Annotated in this window: 20 protein-coding genes; 9 read left to right on the top strand and 11 right to left on the bottom strand. The window is 51.6% G+C overall.

Annotation, left to right across the window (positions count from 1 at the left end; genetic code table 11):
• Positions 1 to 35 precede the first annotated feature (35 nt).
• The 6 genes from BLQ88_RS22335 to BLQ88_RS22310 all read right to left on the bottom strand — a co-directional run bounded on the left by BLQ88_RS22335 (position 36) and on the right by BLQ88_RS22310 (position 10675).
• Entirely contained in the window at positions 36 to 1085 is a 1050-nt protein-coding gene (locus BLQ88_RS22335; RefSeq protein ID WP_310590153.1) for a UDP-glucose--hexose-1-phosphate uridylyltransferase, read from the bottom strand.
• Positions 1085 to 2476: a sugar porter family MFS transporter gene (locus tag BLQ88_RS22330; RefSeq protein ID WP_262485716.1), complete on the bottom strand. Its 1392-nt coding sequence runs from the start codon at positions 2474 to 2476 to the stop codon at positions 1085 to 1087. Before BLQ88_RS22330 ends, BLQ88_RS22335 begins: the two co-directional genes overlap by 1 nt.
• Complete coding sequence (gene galK, locus BLQ88_RS22325; protein WP_090154597.1) at positions 2473 to 3630, bottom strand: galactokinase; 1158 nt, start codon at positions 3628 to 3630, stop codon at positions 2473 to 2475. The genes BLQ88_RS22330 and galK overlap by 4 nt, the downstream gene beginning before the upstream one ends.
• An 18-nt stretch (positions 3631 to 3648) precedes the next feature.
• Positions 3649 to 7068 (bottom strand): DUF5107 domain-containing protein, encoded by a 3420-nt coding sequence (locus tag BLQ88_RS22320; protein WP_090154595.1) that lies wholly within the window; start codon positions 7066 to 7068, stop codon positions 3649 to 3651.
• Between the two features lie 78 nt (positions 7069 to 7146).
• On the bottom strand, positions 7147 to 9366 hold the full coding sequence (locus tag BLQ88_RS22315; protein WP_090154593.1) for an alpha-galactosidase: 2220 nt from the start codon (positions 9364 to 9366) through the stop codon (positions 7147 to 7149).
• Between the two features lie 148 nt (positions 9367 to 9514).
• Positions 9515 to 10675 (bottom strand): alkene reductase, encoded by a 1161-nt coding sequence (locus BLQ88_RS22310; RefSeq protein ID WP_090154591.1) that lies wholly within the window; start codon positions 10673 to 10675, stop codon positions 9515 to 9517.
• 188 nt (positions 10676 to 10863) lie between these two features.
• Between BLQ88_RS22310 and BLQ88_RS22305 the strand changes: the two genes are divergently transcribed.
• Positions 10864 to 11223, top strand: a complete 360-nt coding sequence (locus BLQ88_RS22305; protein ID WP_090154589.1) for a winged helix-turn-helix transcriptional regulator — start codon at positions 10864 to 10866, stop codon at positions 11221 to 11223.
• 215 nt (positions 11224 to 11438) lie between these two features.
• On the top strand, positions 11439 to 12680 hold the full coding sequence (locus tag BLQ88_RS22300) for a TlpA family protein disulfide reductase (protein ID WP_176885066.1): 1242 nt from the start codon (positions 11439 to 11441) through the stop codon (positions 12678 to 12680).
• Positions 12681 to 12704: 24 nt separating this feature from the next.
• On the opposite strand, the gene BLQ88_RS22295 is transcribed toward BLQ88_RS22300, so the two are convergent.
• From BLQ88_RS22295 to BLQ88_RS22280, 4 genes are all read right to left on the bottom strand, one after another.
• Positions 12705 to 15131 carry an ABC transporter permease gene (locus tag BLQ88_RS22295; RefSeq protein WP_090154717.1) on the bottom strand — a complete coding sequence of 809 codons (2427 nt, stop codon included), beginning with the start codon at positions 15129 to 15131 and terminating at the stop codon, positions 12705 to 12707.
• Between the two features lie 150 nt (positions 15132 to 15281).
• The gene (locus BLQ88_RS22290) at positions 15282 to 16343 is read right to left on the bottom strand and encodes a hypothetical protein (RefSeq protein WP_090154585.1); all 1062 of its coding nucleotides are present in this window, start codon (positions 16341 to 16343) and stop codon (positions 15282 to 15284) included.
• A 43-nt stretch (positions 16344 to 16386) separates the two neighbouring features.
• Positions 16387 to 17130, bottom strand: coding sequence for a YIP1 family protein (locus tag BLQ88_RS22285; RefSeq protein WP_090154583.1), 744 nt, complete (start codon positions 17128 to 17130; stop codon positions 16387 to 16389).
• The gene (locus BLQ88_RS22280) at positions 17108 to 17662 is read right to left on the bottom strand and encodes an RNA polymerase sigma factor (RefSeq protein ID WP_176885065.1); all 555 of its coding nucleotides are present in this window, start codon (positions 17660 to 17662) and stop codon (positions 17108 to 17110) included. The genes BLQ88_RS22285 and BLQ88_RS22280 overlap by 23 nt, the downstream gene beginning before the upstream one ends.
• Positions 17663 to 17810: 148 nt before the next feature.
• Between BLQ88_RS22280 and BLQ88_RS22275 the strand changes: the two genes are divergently transcribed.
• The 4 genes from BLQ88_RS22275 to BLQ88_RS22260 all read left to right on the top strand — a co-directional run bounded on the left by BLQ88_RS22275 (position 17811) and on the right by BLQ88_RS22260 (position 20403).
• Positions 17811 to 18671, top strand: a complete 861-nt coding sequence (locus BLQ88_RS22275; protein ID WP_090154579.1) for a helix-turn-helix domain-containing protein — start codon at positions 17811 to 17813, stop codon at positions 18669 to 18671.
• 63 nt (positions 18672 to 18734) lie between these two features.
• The gene (locus BLQ88_RS22270) at positions 18735 to 19334 is read left to right on the top strand and encodes a DUF417 family protein (RefSeq protein WP_090154577.1); all 600 of its coding nucleotides are present in this window, start codon (positions 18735 to 18737) and stop codon (positions 19332 to 19334) included.
• A gap of 80 nt (positions 19335 to 19414) precedes the next feature.
• Positions 19415 to 19783: a VOC family protein gene (locus BLQ88_RS22265; protein WP_090154576.1), complete on the top strand. Its 369-nt coding sequence runs from the start codon at positions 19415 to 19417 to the stop codon at positions 19781 to 19783.
• 38 nt (positions 19784 to 19821) lie between these two features.
• Positions 19822 to 20403 (top strand): Crp/Fnr family transcriptional regulator, encoded by a 582-nt coding sequence (locus tag BLQ88_RS22260; RefSeq protein WP_090154575.1) that lies wholly within the window; start codon positions 19822 to 19824, stop codon positions 20401 to 20403.
• Here the strand turns inward: BLQ88_RS22260 and BLQ88_RS22255 are convergent, their stop codons facing one another.
• Positions 20404 to 20844 (bottom strand): VOC family protein, encoded by a 441-nt coding sequence (locus BLQ88_RS22255; RefSeq protein ID WP_229212808.1) that lies wholly within the window; start codon positions 20842 to 20844, stop codon positions 20404 to 20406.
• A gap of 47 nt (positions 20845 to 20891) precedes the next feature.
• On the opposite strand from BLQ88_RS22255, the gene BLQ88_RS22250 reads away from it, so the two are divergent.
• The 3 genes from BLQ88_RS22250 (at position 20892) to BLQ88_RS22240 (ending at position 26772) form a co-directional block, all read left to right on the top strand.
• The gene (locus BLQ88_RS22250; protein ID WP_229212807.1) at positions 20892 to 22304 is read left to right on the top strand and encodes a hypothetical protein; all 1413 of its coding nucleotides are present in this window, start codon (positions 20892 to 20894) and stop codon (positions 22302 to 22304) included.
• 559 nt (positions 22305 to 22863) lie between these two features.
• Positions 22864 to 24132, top strand: a complete 1269-nt coding sequence (locus BLQ88_RS22245; protein WP_090154571.1) for a dipeptidase — start codon at positions 22864 to 22866, stop codon at positions 24130 to 24132.
• A gap of 183 nt (positions 24133 to 24315) precedes the next feature.
• On the top strand, positions 24316 to 26772 hold the full coding sequence (locus BLQ88_RS22240; protein ID WP_090154569.1) for an ABC transporter permease: 2457 nt from the start codon (positions 24316 to 24318) through the stop codon (positions 26770 to 26772).
• Positions 26773 to 26781: the final 9 nt, after the last annotated feature.

Here is a 26781-nt window from a genome sequence, read left to right as displayed (position 1 = left end):
TTCAAAATGCAATGCTGCAAGCGTTCATTCCAGGTTCAAAATACAACTTCCCGGTTTACAACCAATGCGCGAAGGCGCCCGGCGCTTACCTCTGGGGTAATGTCGCGCTGCGGATTGCCCATGAGCTCGTAACCGACCATAAATTTCTTCACGGTGGCGGAACGCAGCAGCGGCGGGTAGTAATGCATGTGAAAATGCCAGCCCGGGTATTCCTTCCCGTCGGTGGGCGTCTGGTGAATGCCCGAGGAGTAAGGAAATGAAATGCCAAAGAGCTGGTCATAAGCGGCTGTTATGGTTTTGGTAATGTCCGCGAACGCGTCGCATTCGGCCTCGTCCATTTGCAGGATGTTGCCGAAATGCCTTTTGCTCACCACCATCGTTTCAAACGGCCAAACAGCCCAAAACGGCACGAGCAATGCAAAATGCTCATTTTCCGCGACAATGCGTTTCCGGTCCTTCAATTCGATTTCCAGGTAATCCGACAACAGACTGCGGCCATTTTTAGCAAAATATGCCTCCTGCATGACCGTTTCCCTCGCCGGCTCCACAGGTACCGAGCTTTGCGCCCACACCTGCCCGTGCGGGTGCGGGTTGCTGCAACCCATCATCGCGCCCTTATTCTCAAAAATCTGCACGTAACGGATGAAATCCAAAGCGCCTAATGCGGCATACTCCTCGCGCCAGACGTCGACGACTTTCCGGATGTCGGCCACTTCCATATCGGCCAGGGTAAGGTCGTGGCGGGGCGAGAAGCATATTACCTTGCAAATGCCCCGTTCGGCTTCGGCCAGCAGCAGGCCACCTTCGCCAAAGCCGCCTTCGGGTACGGATTGGTTCAATGCGCCGAAGTCGTTTTCGAACACAAAAGTGTCTGTGTAATCGGGGTTAGTGGCGCCGTTGGAGCGCTCATTGCCGCGGCAGAGGTAACATTCCGGGTCGTGGGGCACAGATACGGGACGCGGGATGGCTTCCTGCTGGCCCTGCCAGGGCCGTTTGGCGCGGTGGGGCGAAACGAGTATCCATTCGCCGGTAAGCGGGTTGTAACGCCGGTGCGGGTGTTCGGTCAGATCGAATGCGTTCATCATTAATGTGCACTGAAAACTTCGCCGATTTCTTCGAGGGTCTTGCCTTTGGTCTCCCGGACTTTGAGCCAGGTAAATACCAGCCCCGCAAAGCAGATGGCGGAATAGATGTAAAAAGTATGGTCTTTGAATTTCTCAAAAAGGATCGGGAACGTGAAAACGAGTACGAAATAGGCTGCCCAGAGGCATAGTACGGCTACGGTGGACGCCTGGCTCCGGATCTGGTTCGGGAAGATTTCGGAGATCAGCACCCAAGTCACGGGCGCGAGGGTCATGGCATAAATACCGATCGCAGCGAGCAGGAACCAGGCCACATCGGGCGAGCTTTTGGCGAGCATCATCGCTACGATAATGTACAAAACGGCCAGCCCGCCGGCACCGATGAGCATCAGCGGTTTACGACCTAACTTATCTACCAGAAGCATCGCGGCAATCGTGAACACGAGGTTAATGCAGCCGATGAAAATGGTTTGCAAAAGCTGCCCGTCCTGCGATACGCCGATGCTCTGGAAGATTTTAGGTGTGTAATTAAAAACCACATTGATCCCGCAGAGCTGCTGGAAAACGGCCAGCACAATGCCCGTAAGCACCACCGGGAACACGGCTTTTTTGAAAACATCGGCATAGGAACCCTGCACCTGCACTGTTCCCATCGAAGCCCGCATTTTATCGAGTGCCTCGTGCATATATGCGCGGTTCCCGATTTTGCCCAGCACTTCGGCCGCCTTTTCACCCCGACCGGCCATCAAGAGCCATCGCGGACTTTCCGGCAAAAAGAACGCCCCGATTACAAATGCCACGGAAGGCACCGCACCCAGGCCGAACATCCATCGCCAGGCATCGTCGCCCTGGTTGCGTAAGCCGTAATTAACAAGGTTTGTCACAAGGATACCGATCACGACCGTAAGCTGGTTGATCGCCACCATTCGCCCACGCAAATGCGCCGGGGCTATTTCGGCGATGTAAACCGGCGAGAGCATGGAAGCCATTCCCACGCCTATTCCCGCCACGAAACGAAAGGCGATAAATGCATTACGATCCGGCGCAAGAGCCATAGCAATAGACGAAACCCCGAAAATCGCCGCCGCAAGCAGCAATCCCGGCCTGCGACCGTAACGATCGGAAACCGAGCCGGCCACAATGCAACCCAGGATCGCGCCCAAGGCCAGACTGCCGGTTGCGAAGCCTTCCCAATACACGTCGAGCCCGAATTGCTGCTGCAAAAACGGCAGCGCGCCGGCAATCACCGCGAAATCGAAGCCGAAAAGATAACCACCCAGCGCGGAGATCAGGGAGATGCCCAGGATGTAGGAACTGTTGTATGCGGGAGCCTCATTCATAGGGTTCAAGGGTCTGTTTTTTGTTGGGTTTTTAAATGGGCGGAATGCCGTCAAAGCAGCGAGGTTCCGTCGGCTGTAACTACCTGGTAAACTTCCGTAATTTTGTCCATCTTTTGCAGATAAGCATCGCTGACAGTGCCTATCACTTCGTCCACAAAACCATCGCGCACAAGGTTGATCGTGCAGCCGCCGAAGCCGCCGCCTACCATACGCGCACCTGCTACTGCGGGATGCGCGAGCGCGGCGTCCGCGAGGAAATCGAGTTCGGGGCAGCTTACTTCGTACGCCTGGCTCAAACCGGCGTGCGTAGCATTGAGTTTTATGCCCAATGCCGCCAGGTCGCCACTTTGCAGGTCGTCGCAAGCAGCGAGCAAGCGGGCGTTTTCGTTGACCACATAGCTGCACCTTTTGAATACATTTACAGGCATGCGCCCTTTGAATGCGGCCAGCATTTCCAACGTCACATCGCGCATATCACGGATCGCCGGGTATTCGGTTTGCATCAGTGAAACACCTTCCTCGCATTCCTGCCGCCGCACGTTGTACTCCGACGAGGCCAGGGAATGCTTCACATTGGAATTGAAAAGCACCAGGTGATGCCCCTCCATCGTCAGCGGCACGTAGCGGTATTCGAGCGAGCGACAATCGAGCAGCATGGCGTGGTCCTTTTTCCCGAACATACTTGCGAACATATCCATGATCCCGCAACGCACACCCGCGAAAGCATGCTCCGCCGCCTGCGCCATTTTCACGAGCTGCAACCGGTCGAAACCGCCACCCAGCAATTCATTCAGGCCAAATGCGACGGCGCATTCGATGGCCGCCGAGGACGAAAGCCCTGCACCGGCCGGAATATTACCTGTCATAACAAGGTCAAAACCCGGCACTGCGTGACCGGCCTTTTGAAACTGATCGGCAACCCCGAGAACATAGTCCGCCCAGGTGCCCGTGGGCGTCAGCGCGGCGGTATTCGCCGACACTCTTTCATTGTAATCAGCGGCGTATAAATGGATTCTATCATCCTCGCGGCGACGGATAGCGACATACACCGCCTGACTGATCGCCGCCGGCAGCACAAAACCATTGTTGTAATCGGTATGCTCTCCGATGAGGTTGATCCGGCCCGGCGAGCGGACGATCAGATCCGGCGTGCCTTCGAAGGCACTTGCAAACAGCCGGGTCAGATCGCTTCTGGAAAGGGTATGCATAGGGTTTGAAATCGATGATTAAGAAATGGAGGTAGCGTCGTTGGAGGCCGTTACACCGGTGAGCGGCTCGAAAAACGGCCACATTTGCAGGTAAGCAGCGGCCGCCTGATGGTTTGCATTAAGCGAAACAACTTCTTCCAGCAATGCTTTGGCGACGTCGTATTCCCCCAGGCCGAGGTAACCCAGCCCTTTCAGATACAGGCAATGCACGCGGTTGCGCAGGTTAAGATCGGCGTCGAAAACGAGCATATCGGGCAACGAGACTGCGAAATAATCGATGCGGATATCGTCGTTCAAATGCGCGTCGGCAAACTGTACGAAACGTTCGAATATCGCCCGGGCTTTTTCCGGTGCGTCGAGTTTCAGCCAGGCCAGGCCCTGGTAAAATATCTTGTCGGGCTGCTGGTCGTTGTAGTAAATGGCCTGCACCGGCTCGCTGATGCCGATCGTGGCATTTTTGAAATACGCCATAGCCTGTTCCTCCTGCTGCAACCCTGCATAGGCCAATGCCATCAGGTAATCGACATCGTTTTCCTGGGTACCGTAAATTTTACCTTCACCCAGGTTTTCCGGGTAAACGCGGGTTGCATTCAGCAACGCCAATGCACCTTCAAACTCCTGTACTTCGATAGCTTGCTTAGCGAGCTCAATGTGGCATACCAAGAACTGGCTCAACACCTTACCCTCGCCACCTTCCCATGGATGGAACTTCCTGGCGGCCAGCAATGCTTTCGCTTCTTCGTACCGGAACAGGCTGTTGAGCAGCGTCACCCGTTCAAGGTACAGATCGTCACGGTCCTCCACCAGCACCGGATATTCATCGAGCAATGCAAGGCGCTCATCGGCAGGCTTATGGAGGATTTTGTACAACTGGTCGAGCTCCATGAGCACGCGGGCGTCCGTACTATCAAGCGTAAATGCTTTTTCGAGCAACGCAAGCGCCTCTTGCTTTTTGCCCAACTTGTTATAATAAGCCAGCGAAAGGTTGCGGTAAGGCGTCGCAAGACCGGGCGCGAGGCGGATAGCGGCTTCCCAGGCGGCAATGGCCTCGGAATACTGCCGTTTGTCATACCACAAATTACCGAGCAGAGAATGCGCATTACCGTCGGCAGGATTCAATGCAATGGCGCTTTGCAGGATCGTTACCTCCTCTATTTTATTGGGAAAACAGAAAGCGGGGTTCAATCCAGCGGCTTTTTGAAAATAGCTCAATGCATTTCCCAGGTCACCGCTCTGCTGCGTAAACCAGCCAAGATAGTAGTAAACCAAAGGCGAAACCAAACCCGCTACCCGCGAATCAACATTACTTCCTGACAATCCCTGACCACTTCCTGACATCACCTGACCGTCATAAATCCTGAAAACTTCCGCAGCCTCCGCATACATGCCCGCATGTGCATAGGCGAGCGCGAGCTCCTGATAGTTCTGCAATGCGCCGCGCATTCTCTCCGTCAGCGAAACGAGGAGCGTCTCATCTGCGATATCCTGCTCTTTTTCAGCCCAATACCATTCCAGCAAACACCCGAAATTAAACCGATCGATGCCCAGCGACTCATGTGCCAGTTTCGCGGCCGCCGTGTACTGGCCCGTTTTGCGCAGCAAAGCCGCTTTCAAATGCCGGACCGACGGGCTGTGGTAGTTACGGATCAGTGATTTTTCAACCAGTTTTAATGCATCGGCCCATTTACCCTCCTGCGCGGCAATGCGGGCCAGGAACAGGAATGCGCTGTGCTGGAACGCGTCGTTCCAGGTCGCTTTGAAGAATGCGTCGTAAGCGTCCTTGTATTTTTGCTGGAAAAACAATGCTAAGCCCAGATTGTAATGCGGCTCGCCATCATAGGGGTTTGGATTGCGCTTCAAAAGCGTTGCGACGGCCTTCTCAAAATAGGGCTGCGCCTTGGCAAACTGGCCGCGGCGGAGCAGCAAAAGGCCCATCGCATTGTTGCAGCGTACATCTTCCGGACTTCTCCGTAATCCCTCTTCATAATAATCCTCCGGCCGGAAAGTCGCGTGGCGGTACTGTTCCAAATGCAGGCCATTCAAAAACAAGTCTTCGATTTGCTCAATATCCGCGGGCGCCTTGGCTGCGGTAGCCGCTTTGGGAATTTCCCGATCGATACCGGCTGCTTCCGGCTGCCAGCTAATGAGCTCGTTGCCTTCCCGATCGGCCACGATCAGTTTCCAAAGTTCAGGCTGCGAAGTATCATCGGTTTTTACGACGGTTTCAAAAATACCGGCCGGGGAAATGGTCGACGTGAAAGACGCTACTTCTTCTCCACTTTTAAGGAGTGTAATCGAAGCGTTCTCGTAAACCGATGTTGCGTAAACTTTGATATTCAATTCATTATCAACAAATTCCAAATTCAATGCAGCTTCCTTGCTGGCATTTTTCACCACCCCGATTTTGGCATAAGGCATAAAATACTGCTCAAAAGACTTTGCCTCGTTGGGTTGAATCCATGAAAAATCCGGCTGGTTGTCGGTGAACATCCCGGTCATGAGCTCGATGTACGGGCCGTCCTCGTCGGTAAGGTTGCGGTCCCATGCAAAGCCGAAGTCGCCATTGCCCCAGGTCCATTGCTTTTTGCCCGGCGACACGTGGTGATCGGCCACATGGAGCATACCCGCCTGCGTGTCGTGCTCGTAACAGCCCATGAAGTCGTATTGCGACTGGATCGCCATGTACGAAGTCGGCACCGGAATGTTCTTATAGCGCGAAATGTCCGTCCCCGGCGCATAATCCACCTTATAATAAGTACCAGTAGCCACAGGAAAATCCGAAACATCGCGCTTGCCATGATCGAAAACGGCGAAAACATCCGGCGGGAATACCGATTGATAATCGTCATTCACCTTTACAGCAGGATTGGCCCACCAGAGGAATGTCTGAGGGAAAGGCGTCGGGTTGAAAAGTTTGCCCTGGATTTCGAGGTATGCCTTACCGGGATACAAAGTAAATCCGGCCATGCCTTTGGTACGGAACATGATTTCGGTCTCGCTCACCCACACCGTTTTGCTGCCGTCGGCATTTTCTTCAATCGAAAAATCCACGGGGCTGAATGTGCTCGGGCGATGGTGCTGCGGCCAGTTGAACTCGATCCCGCCGGAGATCCAGGGGCCGGCCAGCCCCACTAATGCGGGCTTCACCACCTGGTTATAGTACACAAAATCACGCTTTTGCACCTTGTCGTAAGCGCGCTGAATGCGGCCCCCGAGCTCGGGCAGGATCATGATTTTCAGGTATTCATTTTCGAGGAACACGGCATTGTACTCCTGGTCGGTCTTTTCGTCGGAAATCTTCTCGATCACCGGATGCGGGTACACGACCCCGCTGCTGCCCTGGTACACCCTCTTTTCGAGGAACATCGGGTTCTTCTCCGGCTCCCCCGCACGGTAGGTCGGGATCGTCACCTTTTCAGTCCAGGCTGATACGTTCATTTTTAAAAAGTTTATGAGTTTATAGTTTAAGCGTTGAGAGTACAGCGTATGAGCATTTTAACTCATTCACTCATGAACTCATAAACTCGTCAGAAGCACCACTGCGCTCTCAAACTCGTTGTACATGGTAAACTGCACCCCCGTGGTCATCAGGTACTCGCCGGTGAAGGTTTTGCCTTCGTAGGCTTCGAGGCGGGTGAAGGTGCCTTTGTTGATCTCGGTGAGTTTGTAGCGGGCGTCTTTTTTGAGGCCTTTGAGTTTGATCGTCGTGTTGTCGCCGTAAATGGATTTTCGTTGCAGGTAATTGAAAACCAATGCACTATCCTGTTTCTCGCTTACATAGGCGATGGCCGCGCGGGCGTGTGTATAGGGTGATTGAATGCGGTAAAGATCGCCGTGCAGCACCACGTTGCGGATCTCTTTATAGGTTTGAATGGCCTTTTTGGAAAATGCCTTCTCCTCCGGCGTCATCATGCCGGGCTGCAAATCCATTCCCAACTTGCCCGACATGGCTACGTCGAAACGGAATTTCAGGGGCGTCGTGCGGCCGGTCATATGGTTCGGCGTTACGCTCACGTGCGACGCGAGGCCGAGCGCGGGGTAAAAATGGTTGGCACCCCACTGGATTTTAATGCGGTCGAGGGCGTCGGTGTTGTCGCTCGGCCAGTACTCCTGGAAGTACGGCATGGTACCATAATCCATCCGTCCGCCGCCGCCGGAGCACACCATCATGGTTACGTCGGGGAACTTCTTGCGGAAACGGTCGAGGACTTTCATCAGGCCGCGGGAGTATTCGATGAAAATGTGTGATTGCTGATCCTTAGGCAAATAGGCCGAGCCGGGGTTGGTCAGGTAGCGGTTGCAGTCCCATTTCAGATAGCTGATGCCTTTGTTATCGGCTACTACTTTTTCCAGCACCCCGTACACATAATCCTGCACCGCCGGGTTGGCGAGATCGAGAATGAGCTGGTTGCGTTGCACATCGATGTCGCGATGGGGCGCGGTAAGGGCCCATTCGGGATGCTTTTCGTAGAGTTCGCTTTTGGGGTTTACCATTTCAGGCTCCACCCAGAGGCCGAATTTGAGGTTATGCTGCCTGCATTGCTCGATCAGGTACGGAATCCCGTGCGGTAGCTTTTTGGTGTTCACGGCCCAGTCGCCCAAACCTGCATTGTCGTTATTGCGGGGATATTTGTTGCCAAACCATCCGTCGTCGAGCAAAAACAGCTCGAAACCCATGCTGGCGGCATCCTTGATAATCGTCGAGAGCTTGGCCTCGTCGAAATCGAAATAGGTCGCTTCCCAGTTGTTGAGCAGAATGTCGCGGGATGCGTAGCCGTCTTTGATACCGTACTTCCGCGCCCAGCGGTGAAAACGGCGGGTTACTTCGCCGCTGCCGTCGGCGCTGAATGTGAAAAGGAATGCGGGGGTTTTGAAGACGGTGCCCGGGGTAAGCTGGTACTGCGATGCGAACGGGTTCATGCCCGCCGTCACCTGCAAGCGTTTCTGGTAATCCATTTCAAACCGGAACTGCCAGTTGCCCGGCCACGCCAATGCACCGGCGAAGACCTCGCCGTGCTCCTCGTCCATTTTACCATTCAATGCAAGTAAAAACGACGGGTTGGTCATCTGATCGGTGCGCACGCCCAGCTTGGAATCCAGTACTTTCGTGCCTTCGGTCAATGCAGTTTCCACGGCATTGAATTCTTTGGCCCAATCCCCGTAGAAATAGTTAAGATGGGCGCCGGGCGCCGCTGCGCCCGGCGATTGGAAGGCAAAACTGGCCGAGGCGAAGTTGTAGAGCATTACCGGCGTTTTCTCCTTGTGTTCCAGCTCCATCCATTGCTCGATGATGTTCTGGTCGTTGTAAGTTTTGTAGCAAAGCCTTACCTGCAACGGGTAGTAAGCGTCTTTGAGGAAAATCGTCCACTGGGTCACATTGGCATCGATTTTCGAGACGCTGTTGCGCTCATACACAAGGCGGGTGGTGAGGTTACCGTCGGCATGGGTAATGCGCAGCGCGGCGTCCGAAACGTTGGTACCATAGGCCGGGAAAGCCGCGGCAGCCTGCTGTACGGCACCTTCGGGCAAAGAATCGTCCATTCTTTTACCGAAATACAATTGCTTCAATTGACCCTGATTATCAACACCTAACACCAAAGAACTGGCAGTCGTGTTGATACGGATAATGTCTTTTTGCGGATTCTGACCGGAAGCTGAAAAGGGATTCAGGAGCAGGTTCAGGACCAGTATTGCCGCCAGCGGCGCGATTCTGAAAAGGGAAGGAATTCTATTCATTACTAATGTTTTACAAAATCTTCAAAAAGTGCCGAATTATAGCCCCAAAATTGAAGATGTCTCTTGCAAAACAAAATAGCCCATCTTACGAATATGATGGACTATTTTATGGTGAATTGACTAAAAGACTGGTGCGCCGGACGGCTGGTCAGTGTGCAGTTTCCGCTACCAGCGGGTCGAAGTTGGTGAAATCGGTGAAGCCTGTTTCGCCATCTCTGGTGTAGTAAGCCGACCGATCCGCCACGACCAACGGCCAGTTGTTTTTGAAACGGGCAACGAGATCGGGGTTTCCGACAAATGGACGGCCGAAAGCGATCAGATCTACGTTACCGGTGGCCAATGCCTGCTCCGCGGATTCTTTTGTAAAACTGCCGCACCAGATAATGGCCCCGTCGAATTCGGCGCGAAGTTTGCTGACAAATGCCTCAGGAAGGTTCGTTTCCTCGAATTTGGTCACTTGCTCCATATTACCGGAAGGCAAAAGTTGGTAAAGCAAATGCAGGTAAGCAATGCCCCGGCGATTCAACTCAGTGATCAAATGGAAGAACGTTTCTTCGCCGTGAGGATCATCGGGAATGCTGTTGTAATGCCCAAAAGGCGAAAGCCTGATGCCGATCCTGTCGGCTCCCAGCACCTCGGTGGCTATATCTACCACTTCCAGTAAAAAGCGCGTCCGGTTTTCCAAGGTTTGGCCACCATAATCGTCGGTGCGGGTATTGAGCGTCGCATTCATGAACTGCTCGAACAGGTAGCCATTCGCCGCGTGCAGTTCAATGCCGTCGAACCCGGCCTCGGCCACGTTTTGGAATGCCCGTCGGAAATCTTCGAGCAGCGTGCCTATTTCATCCGTACTGATCTGGCGGGGCTGGCTCGCGCGTACGAACGTAAGCTTGCCATCGCTCCCGTGCGCGAAAACGTCGGAACCTATCGCCTGCTCGTCGGTAACACCCCAGGGCTGCTGGCCATCCGGCATGAGTGAAGTATGCGACATTCGCCCTACGTGCCATATTTGCGAAAATATTTTCCCGCCCTGCGCATGAACCGCACGGGTTATCAGCTTCCATCCCTGCACCTGTTCGTCGGCGTAAATTCCGGGCGTCCACAAATAACCCTTGCTATGCGGCGCCACGTCCGTGGCTTCGGAAATGATCAGCCCGGCGGTAGCGCGTTGCCCGTAATATTTGGCCATCAACTCGTTCGGCACATCTCCGGCCGAGGTGCGGGTTCTGGTCATGGGTGCCATCACCACCCGGTTGGATAATTGTTGCTTTCCCAGGTTCAGGGGAGCAAATAAAGATGTACTTTTCATTTTTATTAGTTTAAAACTCGGCGATTTTTCTGCAAATTTTCAGCCTATTTACTCTCCCACAAGAACTTACCTTAGGGTTCGTGACTGCATTGAAGGTTTGCATTGTTCAGTATCACCGGGTTGTGAAATAAAAAAAATGATTAAATTTTACCTGCATTTACCTACCCACTCCTTAAACGGTGCAAAAAATGGCTTATAACAGAACGACCATGCCCGCCTGGGAAACGGACCCCGAAACCTGCTCGATCGAACTGGCGCTGGCCGCGATCAGCGGCAAATGGATTCTCCGCATATACGGCATCCTGCGCGCCCGCGAGTCGGCACGCTATTCCGACATTAACAACCAGCTGGAAGGCATTTCAGAGAAGACACTCACCGCGCAGCTGCGCAAAATGGAGCAGGACGGCATCGTGACGCGGATGGTCTACCCGGAAGTCCCGCCGCGCGTGGAATACCAGCTCACTCCGCTGGGCCAATCGCTCGAAACCACTTACGAAGCATTGATGAGCTGGGGCGAACGTTATGCGGAGAATAAATCGCGCTCTTAAAAATTAAGGAGTCCAGGGATCATATGGCACTATTAAGAACGTTAATCGGAATTGCGGGATGTTTGATACTAGCTTGCTCGATCTCGTTTGGGCAAGATTCCCTTCCATATGATTTTAAAGGAACTGCTAATTTAAAGGTCGCTTTTACCAACAGCTCTTCCGGGAAAATTATTTCCATATTCACCCACAAATTGTTTCCCAATCAGGAAGTACGATTGAACGACACGATTCCTGCCGGATCGGGAAGCCGGAACTATGAATTACCTGTGGGCGCTCCTCAGGAGGTAATATTAAGAACATCCGGTAGAGAAATAACCTTACTGCTCGTCCCCGGATCTGCATTGGTTTGCAATCTGGATTTCAATGATTTATCTAAGATATCTTTTGCTTCTTCCGATACGATTGTTGCGATTAATAACTACCTGGCCGAAAAAGACCTATCTGTGAAGGTTCCGATAAATACGCGGCGCAACACGGCCGTTCATAAGGCGAAGAATCTGCAAGAATTAAGCCTGATAATTAAGCAGTTGTATCATGAAGAATTCCTATTTTTCAACAACAACAAGCATAAACTTCCGAAATGGTACGAGCGTCACGAATACTGGAATATTCGCTATAACGACGCATGCCTGCGGCTGAATTCGATCGCACAACGTGCGCTTTCAAAAAACACCAAAGAGGCTATTCCCGCGAATTATTTCAAATTCCTGGATTCGCTCGAAGTGAAAAGCCCGGAAGCGAAATATTCGAACCATTACTATCTTTTCCTGTACGAGCTATTTAATAAAAGAATGAATGATGCCGGAATCGCGGCTGGCGCTGGCTTTCTTGATTATCAGATTAGTCAAGCGAATAAGGAATTGTCAGGCGAGGTTTTAGATTTTTTCAAAGCATTTATTATTCAAATTACATTCAATCACTATAAGCAGGAAGTAGCCACGGATTATATTAAAAACAACAAAAACATTTTCTACAATTCGTTGTGGTTAAATGAATTGAATACCTATTTTAAAAGTAAAGACAACCGTGCAGCCGTCGGTAAAACACCCCCAGGTTTTGCACTCGCTGACATTACAGACTCGCTCATTTCTCTGAAATCTTTGAAAGGAAATGTCATCGTTCTGTCCTTCTGGTTTGCCGGGTGTAAGCCGTGTATTGAAGAATTCCCTGCCGAAAATGCATTGGCGGAAAAATTCAAAAATCAGCCGGTAAGGATTGTGAGCGTTTGCGTAAACACCAGCGAAGCCGTTTGGAAGCAATGGAGCGAACGGTTCGCGCTGAAAACCACGAACCTTTGGGCAAATGCGGCCTGGGAGAAAACCATTACCGATAAATACGACCTGGCCGTGTTCCCCAAATACGTGCTGATCGACCGTGACTACAAGATTGTCGAAATGAATGCCGAACGACCAAGCAAAGGATTAGAACAGCAAATCACCTCACTACTAGCGAATTAACCTTACATTACTCATCAAATCCCCTTACTCACTCCGCAAGGATTTCACCGGATCGAGCAATGCGGTGGCGATTGTCCTTCCGCCGATCGAAATGAGCACCATCAGGAGGATCAGTATGGCTGGGCCAGCGAATACGTAGAGCGTGAGCTCCGCACGCGACGCGTAGTTATCCAGCCAGGCGTTGGCTAAAAAGTAGGTCAGTGGTAAACCAATCAGTATGGAAAGCGCTACCAGCCTCAGGAATTCTTTGGATAGCAGCATTACAAGGTTTACCGGAGTGGCCCCGATGACCTTCCGGATGCCGATTTCCTTCGTCCGTTTGGAAGCGGTAAAAGTGGCCAGACCGAACAATCCCAGGCAGGAAATGACAATGGCGATGACCGTCAGAAACCCGAATACCTGCTGAAACCGGTCCTCGGTCTTGTATTGTTTGTCGTACTCGCTATCGAGGAAAAAATAGGTGAATGGCGAATAGGGAAAACTGGCTTCAAATGCCCGTTTGACCGTTGCGAGCTGCTCACTCGGGTCGCCCGGCGCGAATTTGACACTGGCGTACCGCTCGAACCTCGGAGAATATAGATGGATGATGGGAATGTGCGGTGTCTTCGGCGAATCGTAGTGGTAATTGTTTATCACCGCCCTGATCGTCGCCTGATTTCCCCAGAGATCCACCCGCTTGCCGATGGCCTCTTCAGGTGTTTTGATTTCCCAAAGCCGAAGCGTTTCGAGGTTCACGATAAATTGCCTGTCGGTCGTATCCGAAAAGCCGGCGCGCGTGGAAGCGTCGAAGTTTTTACCGGCCAGCAGTTGAATGGACATTTGGTCGATAAATGCCGTATCGATCGCGGTAACATGGAAGTTGTAGTAAGTTTTCTTCGCCGCTCCCGATAGATTTACCCCGGTAGTCGTGCCCATCCCGGCCGTACCCATGCCCGGAACAGTGCCCGAAAAAGACACCGATTTCACCTGCGATTGTTCGAGAAGCGTTTGCCGGAACCCGCTATTGCCATTCTGCGCATCGGCACCCACCGGCGCTTTTACGACCAGCGTCTGCTCCATGTTCAGTCCCAGCTCCTGATCCCTGAGATACCTCACCTGCCGGTACACGACCGCAGTTTGCACGAGTAAAATCAATGTAACACTGAACTGGAAGACTACCAGCGCCTTACGAAGGAAAGCGCCTTTGCCCGAAGTTGAGAAATTACCTTTCAAAACCTTCACCGGCTCGAAAGAAGCCAGCACAATGGCCGGGTAAAAACCGGATAACAAGACACTTGATACCAGGAAGGCCGCGGTACTCATCCAGAAAAACGCATCTCCGAGGATGGCAAAACCTTTCGGCAGACCCGCCACATCGATAAAAACAGATTGCAGGAGCGCTACCAGCACAACCGCCAGCCCCCCGGCCAGCAAATTGACCAAAACCGTTTCCACGAATATCTGCACCCTGATCTGCTCCTGCGTGGAACCAACCGCCTTCCTAACGCCCATCTCCCGCGCCCGGTCCAGTGCTTTGGAGGTGGTGAGATTGACGTAGTTGACAAAAGCGCCGAGTAGCACGAGAATCGCCACGGCCAGCAGCAGGTACACCGAGCTGGCGTCGCCATTCGCTTCGGTTTCGAATGTTTTGTTTGAATAGAGGTGAATATCGCCGATTTTCTGCGCGATTACCTTTTCGTTTTCGACCTTTTTTTCCTGCACCAGCCGCTCACTGAATTTTTCCAGTGAATGGGTAAACGAGTCGAAACCGGCATTCTCCGCAAGTTGCAGGAAAGTATAGGCATTGTTATTGTCCCAATTGTCATCGCGCTCGCCAAAATCCGACGCCATGGTCGGGTAAGAGAGTACCATATCGAATTTGAGGTGCGTATTGGCCGGCGAGTCGGGTACCACACCCATCACTTCAATCAAAACGGTGCCTCTCGAAGTCGGGACTTTGAACGTTTTACCGACCACATCGAGTGTATTAAAGTAGGTATGCGCCATTTTTTCGGTGAGTACCGCCTGCCTGGGCCGGGAGAAAAGCCCTTTTGCAGCACCACGCAGCAGCGGGTAGTTGAACATCCGGAAAAACGTCGAATCCACCGCATACACGTTATCGAGGCGGTAGTACTTCTCACCGATCTGAATCGTTGCGAAGCGGTGACGCATGGGATACGCCCGCGTGTAGCGCTCGACTTCGCTCATTTCCCGCAATGCCTTTGGCCCAATCGGCGGGTATGTTTCGGCATCCTGAGCGTTTACGGTTCCGCCGTTCATGTAGTCCATCGAAAGCCTAACGATCCGGTCGTTCAACGGATTCGACCGCTCGTAGCTCAGCTCAAAGCGTACGTACTGCGCAATCAGCAATGCCACCGCCAAACCGGTCGCCAGGCCGAAGACATTGATAAGTGAAAAGGTTGCGTTTTTTCGCAGATTGCGCCACGCGATGATGGTATAGTTGATAAGCATGGTCCGATGGTTCTGGTACGTATACATGCGCGGCGAAACAATTGTACCCGGGCCGTTAACCGCCCTGCTGCGTTCAGAAAGGCCGTTTTAGAATTTCCGGATGTCCGATTCCGAACGCGTGAGTCCGCTCATGGAGCATTACTTCCGGCCTCAACGGCCTAATTTCACACCAAAGGAAATATAACCAAGGTTTCCCTTTTTGTTTTTGACAAAACCTGAATCAGGGCGGTCGGTACCGGTGGTGATTTTCGTATTTAAATGCACATTATCCGGGTAATAGACCACGAAAAGCCCGAGCCATTTATAGCCGAATTCTGCAAGGTAACTCAGACCGACGGTGCGCTTTTTACTATATGCAGCGTAACCTCCGCCCATAATTACGGGACCTGAGGTAGTAGCAGTTGCACCGAACGAAGAATTAACCATTAGTGTCGTAGAATAGACGGCCGGGTTCACATTTTCAAAATTCCGGTTATAATTCAATCTTACCCCCGCATCGAAATAGAAGGTCGATAATGCCTTTCTGTTTTTAAAAGAAATCCTGGGCGTGAGTTGAATGTAAGTTTGAAAAGCATTAAAATCCGATTGCGCGGGGGTGACTTCTTCCAATTTCAGCAACTCCATTGCGCGTGGTATGATGGTCGAAATGTCTTCACCTGGAACAGATTGCACCAGGTTCCAATGCAGGAATCTTTGAATATTAAGCCCGGCCCCTATTCCGTAGCGCAATGCAAATGCATATCTTTTGCTTTCCACAATTTTCATATCGTGCACAACTGAAAGACTGCTCGTCATTAAGTTCTCCATCACGATATCGCTGGTCAATTGCGCCGTCGGGTGGTTCAATCTGGCCGGTACCGGTTGAAAAAAAGTATAGCGGCCTACCCGATAGCCGGTACCGACGTGCAGATTTAAATAAGTGTTTTCCAGGTAATGCTGTAATCGGGTTGGCTTTGGCGGAGCAGTTTTAAATTCATTATTGTCCAGCATCAGATGCTGCATGGGTAGCGAATCCGAAACGGATTGCTTTGCATTTAACTCTTTCAGGATTTTATTGAGGTCCAGTTTTTCAAGATTCTGCAAATCGTGTTGGGACTTTCCGTAAAAAATAACCTTACTATTATTCCCTGCCCTGAGGATGATCGTGTCCGGGAGCGAATGCGTCGGGACGTAGTTGAGCAATGTGCTAATGGTTAGCATAATGAGATTCATGGCTAATAGATTTTAGTTGAAATAGGAAATACGTCCGGCGCGATTAATTTGAAGATTTCTGCACTTCGGCGGGAAAAGGCCCGGCGGGATATTGCACAAAACTGTGATGGACGAATGACCACAAACCCGGCTTTCTAAGCCTGTGATCAAGCTGCAAACGCATTTTCCGCGCCTGCCGCTCCTTTCTTGCCTGCTCGAAGATTTGCCACAATGCAGGATATTGTTCCGTTTTATCCTCCGGAATGGAAATATCCGCGATCAGGACTTTCTCTGTTTCCGGTCTGGCGGTGTAGTGAGTGTCCGTCGCGGTTTCGGTTGGGCTAACCGATAATGTCAGCTTATTTTGGGTAGGTAAGCTATCCTCATTTAAAATGGTAATGCTTATTGAATCATTGGCTTTTTTAAAATACAGCGATTTTACCGCTGCTTTTTTCGCCACCCGGTTTGAATATGCTTTCTGATTTTCAAATAGTGCCTCTTCCCTAACCTCCGCTTTCAGACCGGCATCAAGTTTCTGGTTATTTTTTGACAAAACATCAGGAAATATTTCGGGTTTTGCACGCTCAAATACAGCGACTTGTTCTTTTCGCGAATCCATTCTATTCCAGATGAAAATTCCACAAAGAACAAATATCGCCGCGGCATAAGGCCACCAAAGCCATAGCACTTTCTGCTTCCGTTTCTTTGCGATATCCCGCCAGATTTTATCGGGATCATACTCCTCCGTACCAGACGTTTCCGTCAATACGGTATCTTTTATTTTTTCAAACAATCTTTCGTTTTCCATAATCCGGATCCAATTCGATGATTTTTCGCTGCAACATTCCTTTTGCCTTACTCAATTGGGACTTGGAAGTTCCGGTGCTGATTCCGAGCATTTCGGCTATCTCATTATGCGCGTAACCTTCTATTTCATACAGGTTAAATACGGTGCGGTATCCGGCGGGCAGCTCTTCTATTATTTTGAATATCTTTTCGCTCGTTAGATGCGCGATCACTGAATATTCCAGTACCAGGTGCTCTTCCGCGTCATTAACCAATGTTTCGAACCGCTTTTCTCGTCGCAGAATTTTAAGACATTCATTTACAACGATTCTTTTCATCCACATTTCAAATGCCGCGACCGCTAAAAAATTACAGCTGCCCATTTTGTTAAATATGATATAAAAAGCTTCCGACACCGCGTCTTCACTTTTAGCCTGATCTACCAGATACCGCTTGGCCAATCGGTATAATTTTCTTCCATAGCAATCGAACAGCATCCGCTGCGCACGGGCATCGTTGATTTGAGCTTCGGAAATAATGGAAAGTGTGATCAAAATGCCTTGTGAATGTATCGCAGTAAGAATGGACTGATGTGACCGATGGTTGCCTGCAAATAATCTTTTTTTTGTGAGGCCGCATTCCATAATGCCGAAAAAATTGACAGGGTCGGCTAAATTTGGCCGAGGGAACAATATATCATTCATGGAGGGCGCACTTTCAAGGGCAGGCGAATATCTGCTGGGATTAAAGAAACTGGATACAAACACGCTGAGCACGCCGGCTCAATTTTCGGAATACACCATCCTTTTTATCCCTGAGGGCGAGGGCGTTTATCATGCGGATTTCGGCACTTTCCCTTACAGCGGCCCCGTGCTCCTCTTTTCGACCCCGTTGCAAGTGATCCATATCGAGCAGCGCATTCCCGCGCCGGTAACCATGCTGCAATTCCACGGCGATTTCTATTGCATTGAGTACCACCGTAAGGAGGTTGCCTGCAATGGCCTGCTGTTCAACAACATTTACATACAACCTGCCGTACCGCTAACGGGCAAGGATATACCACTCTATACCAACCTGTTGCAAGACATCGACGAAGAGTTCAGGCAGGATGCGCCATCCGAAATTGTTTTGCGGGCTTATTTGCAATTGCTCCTCGCCAAATCAAGCAGTATTAAAATGAAACTGATTGCAAACCATGACGATGCCAAAGAAAAAGATGAACAAATGGAGCAGTTCAGGCAGCTTCTGGACGAACATTACCTGGACCTGCACAAGCCCAACGACTACGCGCAACTGCTCGCAATGTCGCCCAATAATTTCTCGAAACGGTGCAGCCGGTATTTCAGGAAAACGCCCTCGCAGCTCATTCAGGAACGGATCGTGCTCGAAGCCAAAAAGCGGCTGCATTTAACGAGGCAAAGCATCAAAGAGATCGCTTATGCACTGAAATTCAAGGACGAGTACTATTTCAGCCGGTTTTTTAAAAAGGTAACCCGCGTATCGCCGCAGACTTTCCGCGCGCAAACCGGCATATCCATCGTGGCAGATTTGTCCAAGCCATAGCCTTTTTCGTCCATGGCTGGCGCTTCCCGGGTGATGTAATTTTGACCCATAAATCATTACATCATGAAAACGTCAATCATTAACACCTTCGCCAATCTCGACCAATTCGGGAAAAATCTCACCCGTTTCGGCATCGTCGTCGTCTTTCTCTGGATAGGCGGACTCAAATTTTTCACCTACGAAGCCGACGGCATCGTGCCGTTTGTCGCCAACAGTCCGTTTATGTCGTTCTTCTACGAACACCCGGACGATTATAAAACGCACATGAACAAAGAGGGCGAGCTCATCGCCTCCAATCACCAATGGCATACCGACAACAATACTTACGGATTTTCCTACGGCCTAGGCGCATTCCTGGTGGCCATGGCCGTGCTCGTGGCCCTGTATAAAGTGGCGCCGCTGCCGAGCCTGGTGGCCAGTTCCCTCATCGCGGTGATGACGCTCGGCACACTTTCGTTCCTGGTCACCACGCCCGAAGCCTGGGTGCCCAATCTGGGCGATGCCCAATGGGGATTCCCCTACCTATCGGGACGTGGGCGGCTGGTTGTGAAGGACCTGGTCATTCTCGGCGGGGCTATTGTTACCATGAGCGAGACGGCGCGGTATTATCTTAACCGGAAAAATCAAGCGGCGAAAACGGACCATCTGTTGCGTAATTCCTAAGTCTCCCTGCGTTTCTTGATCTCAATCAAGACGCATAACCCGTGCAATCGCCTACTTTTGGGATAAAAAATTGCTTACAAATGGAACATAAAGCATTGTCTATCCGCCCGTTTATCGGCGCCACCGATTTTGAAGTTTCCCGCGCATTTTATCGCGATCTCGGCTTCGAGGAAGTTGTGTTGAGCTCCGCGATGTCGCTCTTTAAAACCGGCGGCTGTGGTTTTTACCTGCAAAATGCATTCGTCAAAGACTGGATCGATAACACGATGATCTTCCTGGAAGTAGACGACGTGCAACGGTTTTGGGACGAGCTCGTGGCGCTGGACCTTTCGGCGAAATACCAAAACGTGCGGCTCACGCCCATTCGCACCGACCATTGGGGACGCGAATGCTTCGTGCATGACCCGTCCGGCGTACTCTGGCATTTCGGAGAGTTTTTCAAAAAATAAAACGCGTATTTTAGGCTTTCCCAAATGCATTCCCGCCTATGTATGCCGATATTCTGAGATCAACAGGAAGTTACCTTGACGAAGAAGCAGCCCTTTTCGAAAAGGTGATTACGGTGCGCGAGATCGGGAAAAATGAGTTTCTGCTGCGGAAAGGGGAAATGACGAGGTCGATCTACTACCTGCTGAACGGGGCTGTTCAACAGTATGACATCGTGGCCGACACCGATCACAATGTGGCCGGACACAACGTGATCGACCTCCATATCACGGGCGACTGGTTCCTGAATTACGAAAGCCTCATCGCGCAGCGCCCTTCCAATGTTTTCATCGAAACATTTTCCGATAGCAAAATCATCGAAATCAGCCTCGACACGGTACATTATCTCACCGCCAAATCACTGGCGTTTTTGCAACTGAACCGGATCCTGGAAGGCACATTTAACCGATTGCAGTTTTTCGATCATTCCATGACGCCGATGGAAAAGTATAGCACCATAGTTGACAATCGCCCCGGGTTGATCCAGGCATTTCCCCTGAAAGTAATCTCTTCTTTCCTTAAAATCACCCCGGAAACGCTGAGCAGGGTCAGAAAGGCGGCTTCAAAAGGGGCGATTTCCTGATTACTCACTCCAAACTGCCAGCACATTGCCATCCGGATCGGCGAAATGAAACCTCCGCCCGCCGGGGAATGCGAAAATATCGACGGTAATGGTGCCGCCGGCTTCAACCACTTTATCCCTTACTCCTTCCAGATCAGCGCTGTACAAGACTACCAGCGGGTTGCCTCCTGCCGTTTCCTCTTGGTTCTGGTGAAAACCGCCGGATAATTTGCCGTCTTCAAAAGCAGCATATTCCGGGCCGTAGTCGGTAAATGTCCAGCCGAATGCATGGCTGTAAAATGCTTTAATGACGGGAATTCGTTTGCAATAGAACTCGATGTAATTGATGGATGTCTGGCTCATGGTTTCTGCGTCGATCGTGTTAATAGCTATCGCAAATGTAGCAGAATGCAGCAATCCATCAGTAATCCATCCAATTTGCTTTCTTTGTGTAGCTGACACGTTTTTGCGCGTCGCGCTAATTCCTAAACATAGTAACCTTAACCATCATGACAAAGAAACAACCTGAATCGGGGCTACGGTCGCCGGAACGCCGGTCGCCGGAAAATACACCGCCTGAATGCGGGTCGGCAGATTCGTCCGCACACACCCCTACGCATGAGCCAAACGCGCTCCTGAGCAGGCGCGAAATGCTCGGGATAACCGGAATGGCCGGTTTGGCGGCATTAAGCGGCCTTTCGGTAAATGCTGCCCCGCAAACTGCTGCGGCCAGGCCCCGCATCGCATGCCTCGTTACTTATTGGGGAGCCACACGCTCGCACGCCGACTGGATCATCGCCAAGCTGATGGACGGCTACTGGTGGCAGGGCTCTCACACGCCTTCCCGGATCGACATCGTGTCGGTTTACATTCACCAGTTCGAAACCAGCCTTTTGGGCCAGAAAATCTGCAAATCCAAGAACATTCCGATATTCAAAACCGTCGGCGAGGCGGTGACATTAGGAGGGAAAGAACTGGCTGTGGACGGTGTGGTGATCGTCGGCGAGCATGGCGACTACCCTACCAATCTCAAAGGACAATGGATGCTGCCCCGCTGGTGGATTTATAACCAGGTGATCCGGGTGTTCGAGCAGAGCAAACGGTCGGTGCCGGTTTTCAACGATAAGCATTTGTCCTACAATTGGGACGAAGCGAAATGGATGTTCGATAAATCCCGCGAGCTGAATTTCCCGCTCACCGGCGGCTCGTCCATCCCGGTGCATTACCGCAAGCCCGACATTGAAATTGACGTCGATACACCGATCAAAGCATCGGTGATGCTGGGCGGCGCGCCGGACGAGGGAGCGCTCTTCCATTGCGTGGATGTATTACAAGCCTTTGTGGAACGTCGGAAAGGTGGCGAGACGGGCGTAAAATCGGTGCAATGCATCCGCGGACCGGAAACCTGGAAGTGGACGGAAAAGAATCCCTGGGCCGCGAAACTGCTGGAATCGGTCCGTGCGAATTTCAATCTTAAAGCCGGCCATTTTCAGGAGATCGAGAAAGCCAACGTATGCATTGTCGAGTATAACGACGGTACGAAAGCAGCCATTTACAATACACGGGATGTAGGCTGGACTTACGCCGCCGAGGTGGAAGGCCGTAATGAGCCGACGATCATTTCAATGCTCGAATGGCCAGGACCGTTTTCACAATACCACGCCTCGAACTCCCAGCCGCATTGGATTGTGGAGACAATGGTTACCAAAAAGGAGCCATTCAATGCGGAGCGGCTGCTACTCTCGTCGGGCATTACGGCCATTAACATGGAATCCAACTGGCAGAACGGCGTGTACTCGCCCGTCGGCCGCCGCATCGAAACGCCTTTTATGAATATGAAGTACCGCTCCACCCGCGGCGCACAATTCAACAAAGGCGAACGGCCACCGAACACGCCTTACATGCGAGGTTTTGCGGAGTGAGTTTTGAATGATTGAATTTTGAATGAGTGAATGTGTGAATGTGTGAATGAGTGACCGGGTCGCCGGAGCGATGATCCGCCGTGGAACGGGGAATGATTGAATGACCGGGTCGCCGTAGCGATCAGCAAGTCGATCAATAACGAGAATGATGAATTGCTGGGAGAAAATCCATTTTAAGACTAAAATGCCGTCAGGCATGTAAAATTGGTAGCAGATTATATCAAACGCAGCATCGAAAATGCCTCTGGGCATGCAACAACCGGGCGTTCGGTATCGCTGATAATACGCTGTTACATCCCTGACGGGTTTTTCGACGCACGTAATCGACTGATTGCTACCAATATTACATCGCTACGCGATTGGCTACTAAACCACGGACGCCAAAATTCCATCATCGCTCCGGCGACCCGGTCAAAATTTGCCCATTCAGATCCCCACATTCGGTCATTACCCGTTCCACGGCGGATCATCGCTCAGGCGACCCGGTCACTCATTCAATCATTCACACATTCACTCATTCACTCATCCACACATTCACTCATTCACTCATTAAATCTTCATGAAACGCAGAGACATTCTTAAATCCATTACATTTTTACCGGCTGCCGGTAGTGTTCTTCCATTGAAATCAATGCTGTTCGCTCCTGCGAGCGGCCATACCCTTGCTTCGGGGCCGCAGCCTATGCCGGACTTGCATCGCAATGCGTTCGTGATGGACGGGCATACGCATGTGATGAGCCGCGAGGCGGTGCTGAAAAGCGATATCGGGCAGCGCTATCCCGATGGCACGGTCGATTTGCCGCGGGCAAAGGAAGGCGGTCTGGATGCGATGTTTTTTTCAGTTTACACCCCTGAAAATTACTATCCGGGAAGGTTCGAGACGAAGAATACTTTCCGCGTCGTGAACCTGGCATTGGACCAGATCAAAAAGAACAGTTCGATGATCGAGCTGGCACTCAACGCTTCCGACATCGAACGCATTAACAAAAAAGGAAAAATGGCCGCATTCCTCGATCTGGAAGGCGGTTATGACCTTTACGGCGACCTTGACTTGCTCCGTGCGCTTTATAAACTCGGCCTGCGCGCCATGCAGCTCACCGCCCACAGCACCACCAATGCATTTATCGATGCCTGCAACGATGTGTACACCTGGGGCGGCATCAACGAGCACGGGAAGGCGGTGATCAAAGAAATGAACGACCTCGGGATGGTGATCAACGTCGCGCACGCGTCCAACGACGCCATTCTTCAATCGGTAGCGGCGAGCCGTCACCCGGTGATTTACAGTCACGGCGGTTTTTACAAAATCGTAGACCATCCCCGCTGTATTTCGGACGAAGCAGCGAAGGCCATTGCCGCGAAAGGCGGCGTGATCGGCGTGCATTTCGGCAGCCTCTTCAATAATCCCAAATACTGGGCGTGGCAGCGGGCGAACAACCCCGTGAAGGTACAGCCGAACCCGCAACCCAAAACGCCGCGTATCCTTGCCACTCAGGTTACCACACAAACCATCGAGGATGTGGACAAAGAGTTCGCACGCGAGTTGCCATTTACATTCAATGGTACCATTCCCGACGAATACTGGATGCATGTGGACCAGCTTGCCAAAGTGATCGATTATGGTGTAAACCTGGTCGGCGAAGACCATATTGCATTAGGCAGCGACCTCGATGGCGGCCCCGAATTGCCGCGCGAAATCAAGGATATCAGCGACTACCCTCAGATTACCATCGCCATGCAAAAACTCGGTTACAGCGACCAGCGGATCAAAAAGATCCTTGGCCTCAACTGGCTGCGGGTGATCAGGAAAGTCACGGAAGGGAAATGACAGGACAGGCAAATACCGGCAGAAATACGCGCCGGTATTTGCCTTCCGAATGTCCATTAGGGAACATGCAATGTTCGATAACGGACAGCCTCCGCGCAGAATTCTCCCCCCGGTGCGCACATTCGATTTGGTATGGATTTGATCTGAAAAAGGATTGACACCCATTACTTTAATCGATGTGCTATGATCCGAAATTACTTCACAATAGCGATGCGGACGCTCGTCCGCAACAAGCTTTACGCTGCATTGAATATCGCCGGGCTGGCATTCGGCCTTACCTGCTTTCTGCTCATCGGCCTGTACGTGTTCGACGAACTTACTTTCGACCGGCAGCATTCAAATGCCGACCGGATTTTCCGTGTGGTAGAGCATAAAAATGTAAATGGTGAAGCGACGACGATCGGCGCTGCCAGTTATCAATTGGCGGAAGGCTCGAAACGCCATATACCCGAAGTGGAGAATACGGCACGTATAGACCGTATCGGCCGGGCCAACCTGATCAACCCCGAAAATCCGGTAAACTTCCAGGAAAACATTTCCGTGGTGGATGAAAATTTCCTCCGCGTTTTCGACTTTCCGTTGCTCTCCGGGGACAAAATCACCGCGCTGAAAGAGCCTAACTCGATCGTGATCAATGAAGAACTGGCTATGAGGCTGTTTGGAAGCGTGGACGTGCTTGGTAAAAAACTGCAATGGGGCCATTTGGACACTCCTTCCAAAATCACCGGCGTGCTGAAAAACCACCCCCGCAATTCCAGCTTCGACTTCAACAGCCTCATCTCCGAACCGAATGCGGAAGGTTATAAACAGTTCATAGCCAGCGACTGGTCGTCCAACAACGTCGCTGTTTACGCATTGCTGCGGGCCGATGCCAAACCGGAAGCCGTCGCGCAGAAAATGACCCGACTGGTACTTTCCAATTATCAACCGGAAAAGGGCACGAGCCTGCATTTCAGCTTGCAGGCACTTCCCGATCTGCACCTGCATTCCGCCGAAATCACCGACGGAGCACGCAATACCAATGTAGACGCCATGGTACAAGGCAATCCGGTGTATATCAAAGTATTCTCGTTCGTATCGCTTTTTGTCCTCTTCATCGCCGGCATCAATTACATGAACCTTTCCACGGCCAGGGCTTCCAACCGGGCCAAGGAAATTGGTGTGCGCAAATCGATTGGGGCGGTCAGGAAAAATCTGGTGTACCAGTTCCTGTTCGAGGCCATTCTTGTCACAACACTTTCCTTTCTGCTCGCCCTGGGCCTGATCAATTTACTGCTGCCTTATTACAACGAATTCGTCGGCAAGCAGCTCTCGCTCAATCTCCAAACCAACTACCGGATCTGGCTCATGGCCGCAGGCGCTACCGCCCTGATCGGCCTCGTCTCCGGCAGCTATCCCGCCCTGCTCCTATCCGGCTTCAAGCCGGTAATGCCCCTAAAAGGCCTGAAAATCAATCAGAACGCTAGCGCGGGTTTTCGGAAAGGACTGGTTGTATTTCAGTTTACGGTTTCCATCGTGCTCATCATCGGCACCATCGTACTTTACCGGCAGGTGAAGTTCCTGAACAACACCAACCTGGGATTCAGCAAGGATCTGCTGGTGGTGGTGGATGTGAACACGGGCAAGGCCAGGTCAGGTTTCGAAGCTATCAAAGCGGAAATGGCGGCCATTCCTTCCGTCAGAAGCGTATCCGTGACCTCGCGCGTGCCAGGTGAATGGAAGACATACCGGCGGGTGAAAATCAATACGGAAAGCAATCGTACCGAACCGGGTATGGCCTATTTCTTTGGGGCCGACAAAGATTTCCTGGGCACTTTCGGGGTACAATTAGCGAGAGGGAGGAATTTCATCAACCCGTCCGATTCCACCTCGGTCCTGCTGAATGAAACAGCGGCAAACCTCCTCGGCATTTCCGATGCCACCGGGCAATATGTCGAAATCCCGATGGTATCGTCGAACGGTGGCGACTTCCAGCCCGTCAACAAAGACGGCGCCCCATTCAAAGCCAGGGTCGTCGGCATTGTGAAAGACTTCCATTTTCAGTCGTTGCGCGACAAAATTGCGCCGCTGGTGCTCGGCTATAACCGCAATCCGATTCACGGTATCGACTACTACACGGCCAAAATTCAACCCGCCAACGTCCCGGCAACCCTCGAAAAAATGAAGGCGGCCATGGTGCGGGCAGATGCCGACGATCCCTTCGAATACCATTTCCTGGACGACCAGCTCGCCCGGTTCTACCTCGAAGACAACCGCAGGCAAAGTCTCATGACCTGGACCGCCCTTTCAGCCATATTCATCGCTTGCCTGGGGCTTTTCGGCCTCGCTACCTACTCCGTCGAGCAGCGCGTGAAGGAAATAGGCATTCGGAAGATACTGGGTGCGGGCACATTCGGCCTGGCCGCATTGCTTTCGAGAGATTTCCTGCTGCTCGTTCTTGTCGCCAACCTGATTGCATTCCCGATTGCCTGGTGGGCTGTACACCAATGGCTGCAAGAATATGCCTACCATATCGATCCGGAATGGTGGATGTTCGCGGCCGCAACTGTGCTTGCCGCGTTGATAGCCCTGCTCACGGTGAGCTACCAGTCCATCAAAGCATCACTGACCAACCCGCTGGAAAATTTAAGGAGTGATTGACCAAAAACT

The sequence above is a fragment of the Dyadobacter soli genome (assembly GCF_900101885.1).
GTDB classification, from domain to species: domain Bacteria; phylum Bacteroidota; class Bacteroidia; order Cytophagales; family Spirosomataceae; genus Dyadobacter; species Dyadobacter soli.
Note: the sequence above shows the minus strand (reverse complement) of the source record. Positions and strands in the feature narration are given on the sequence as shown.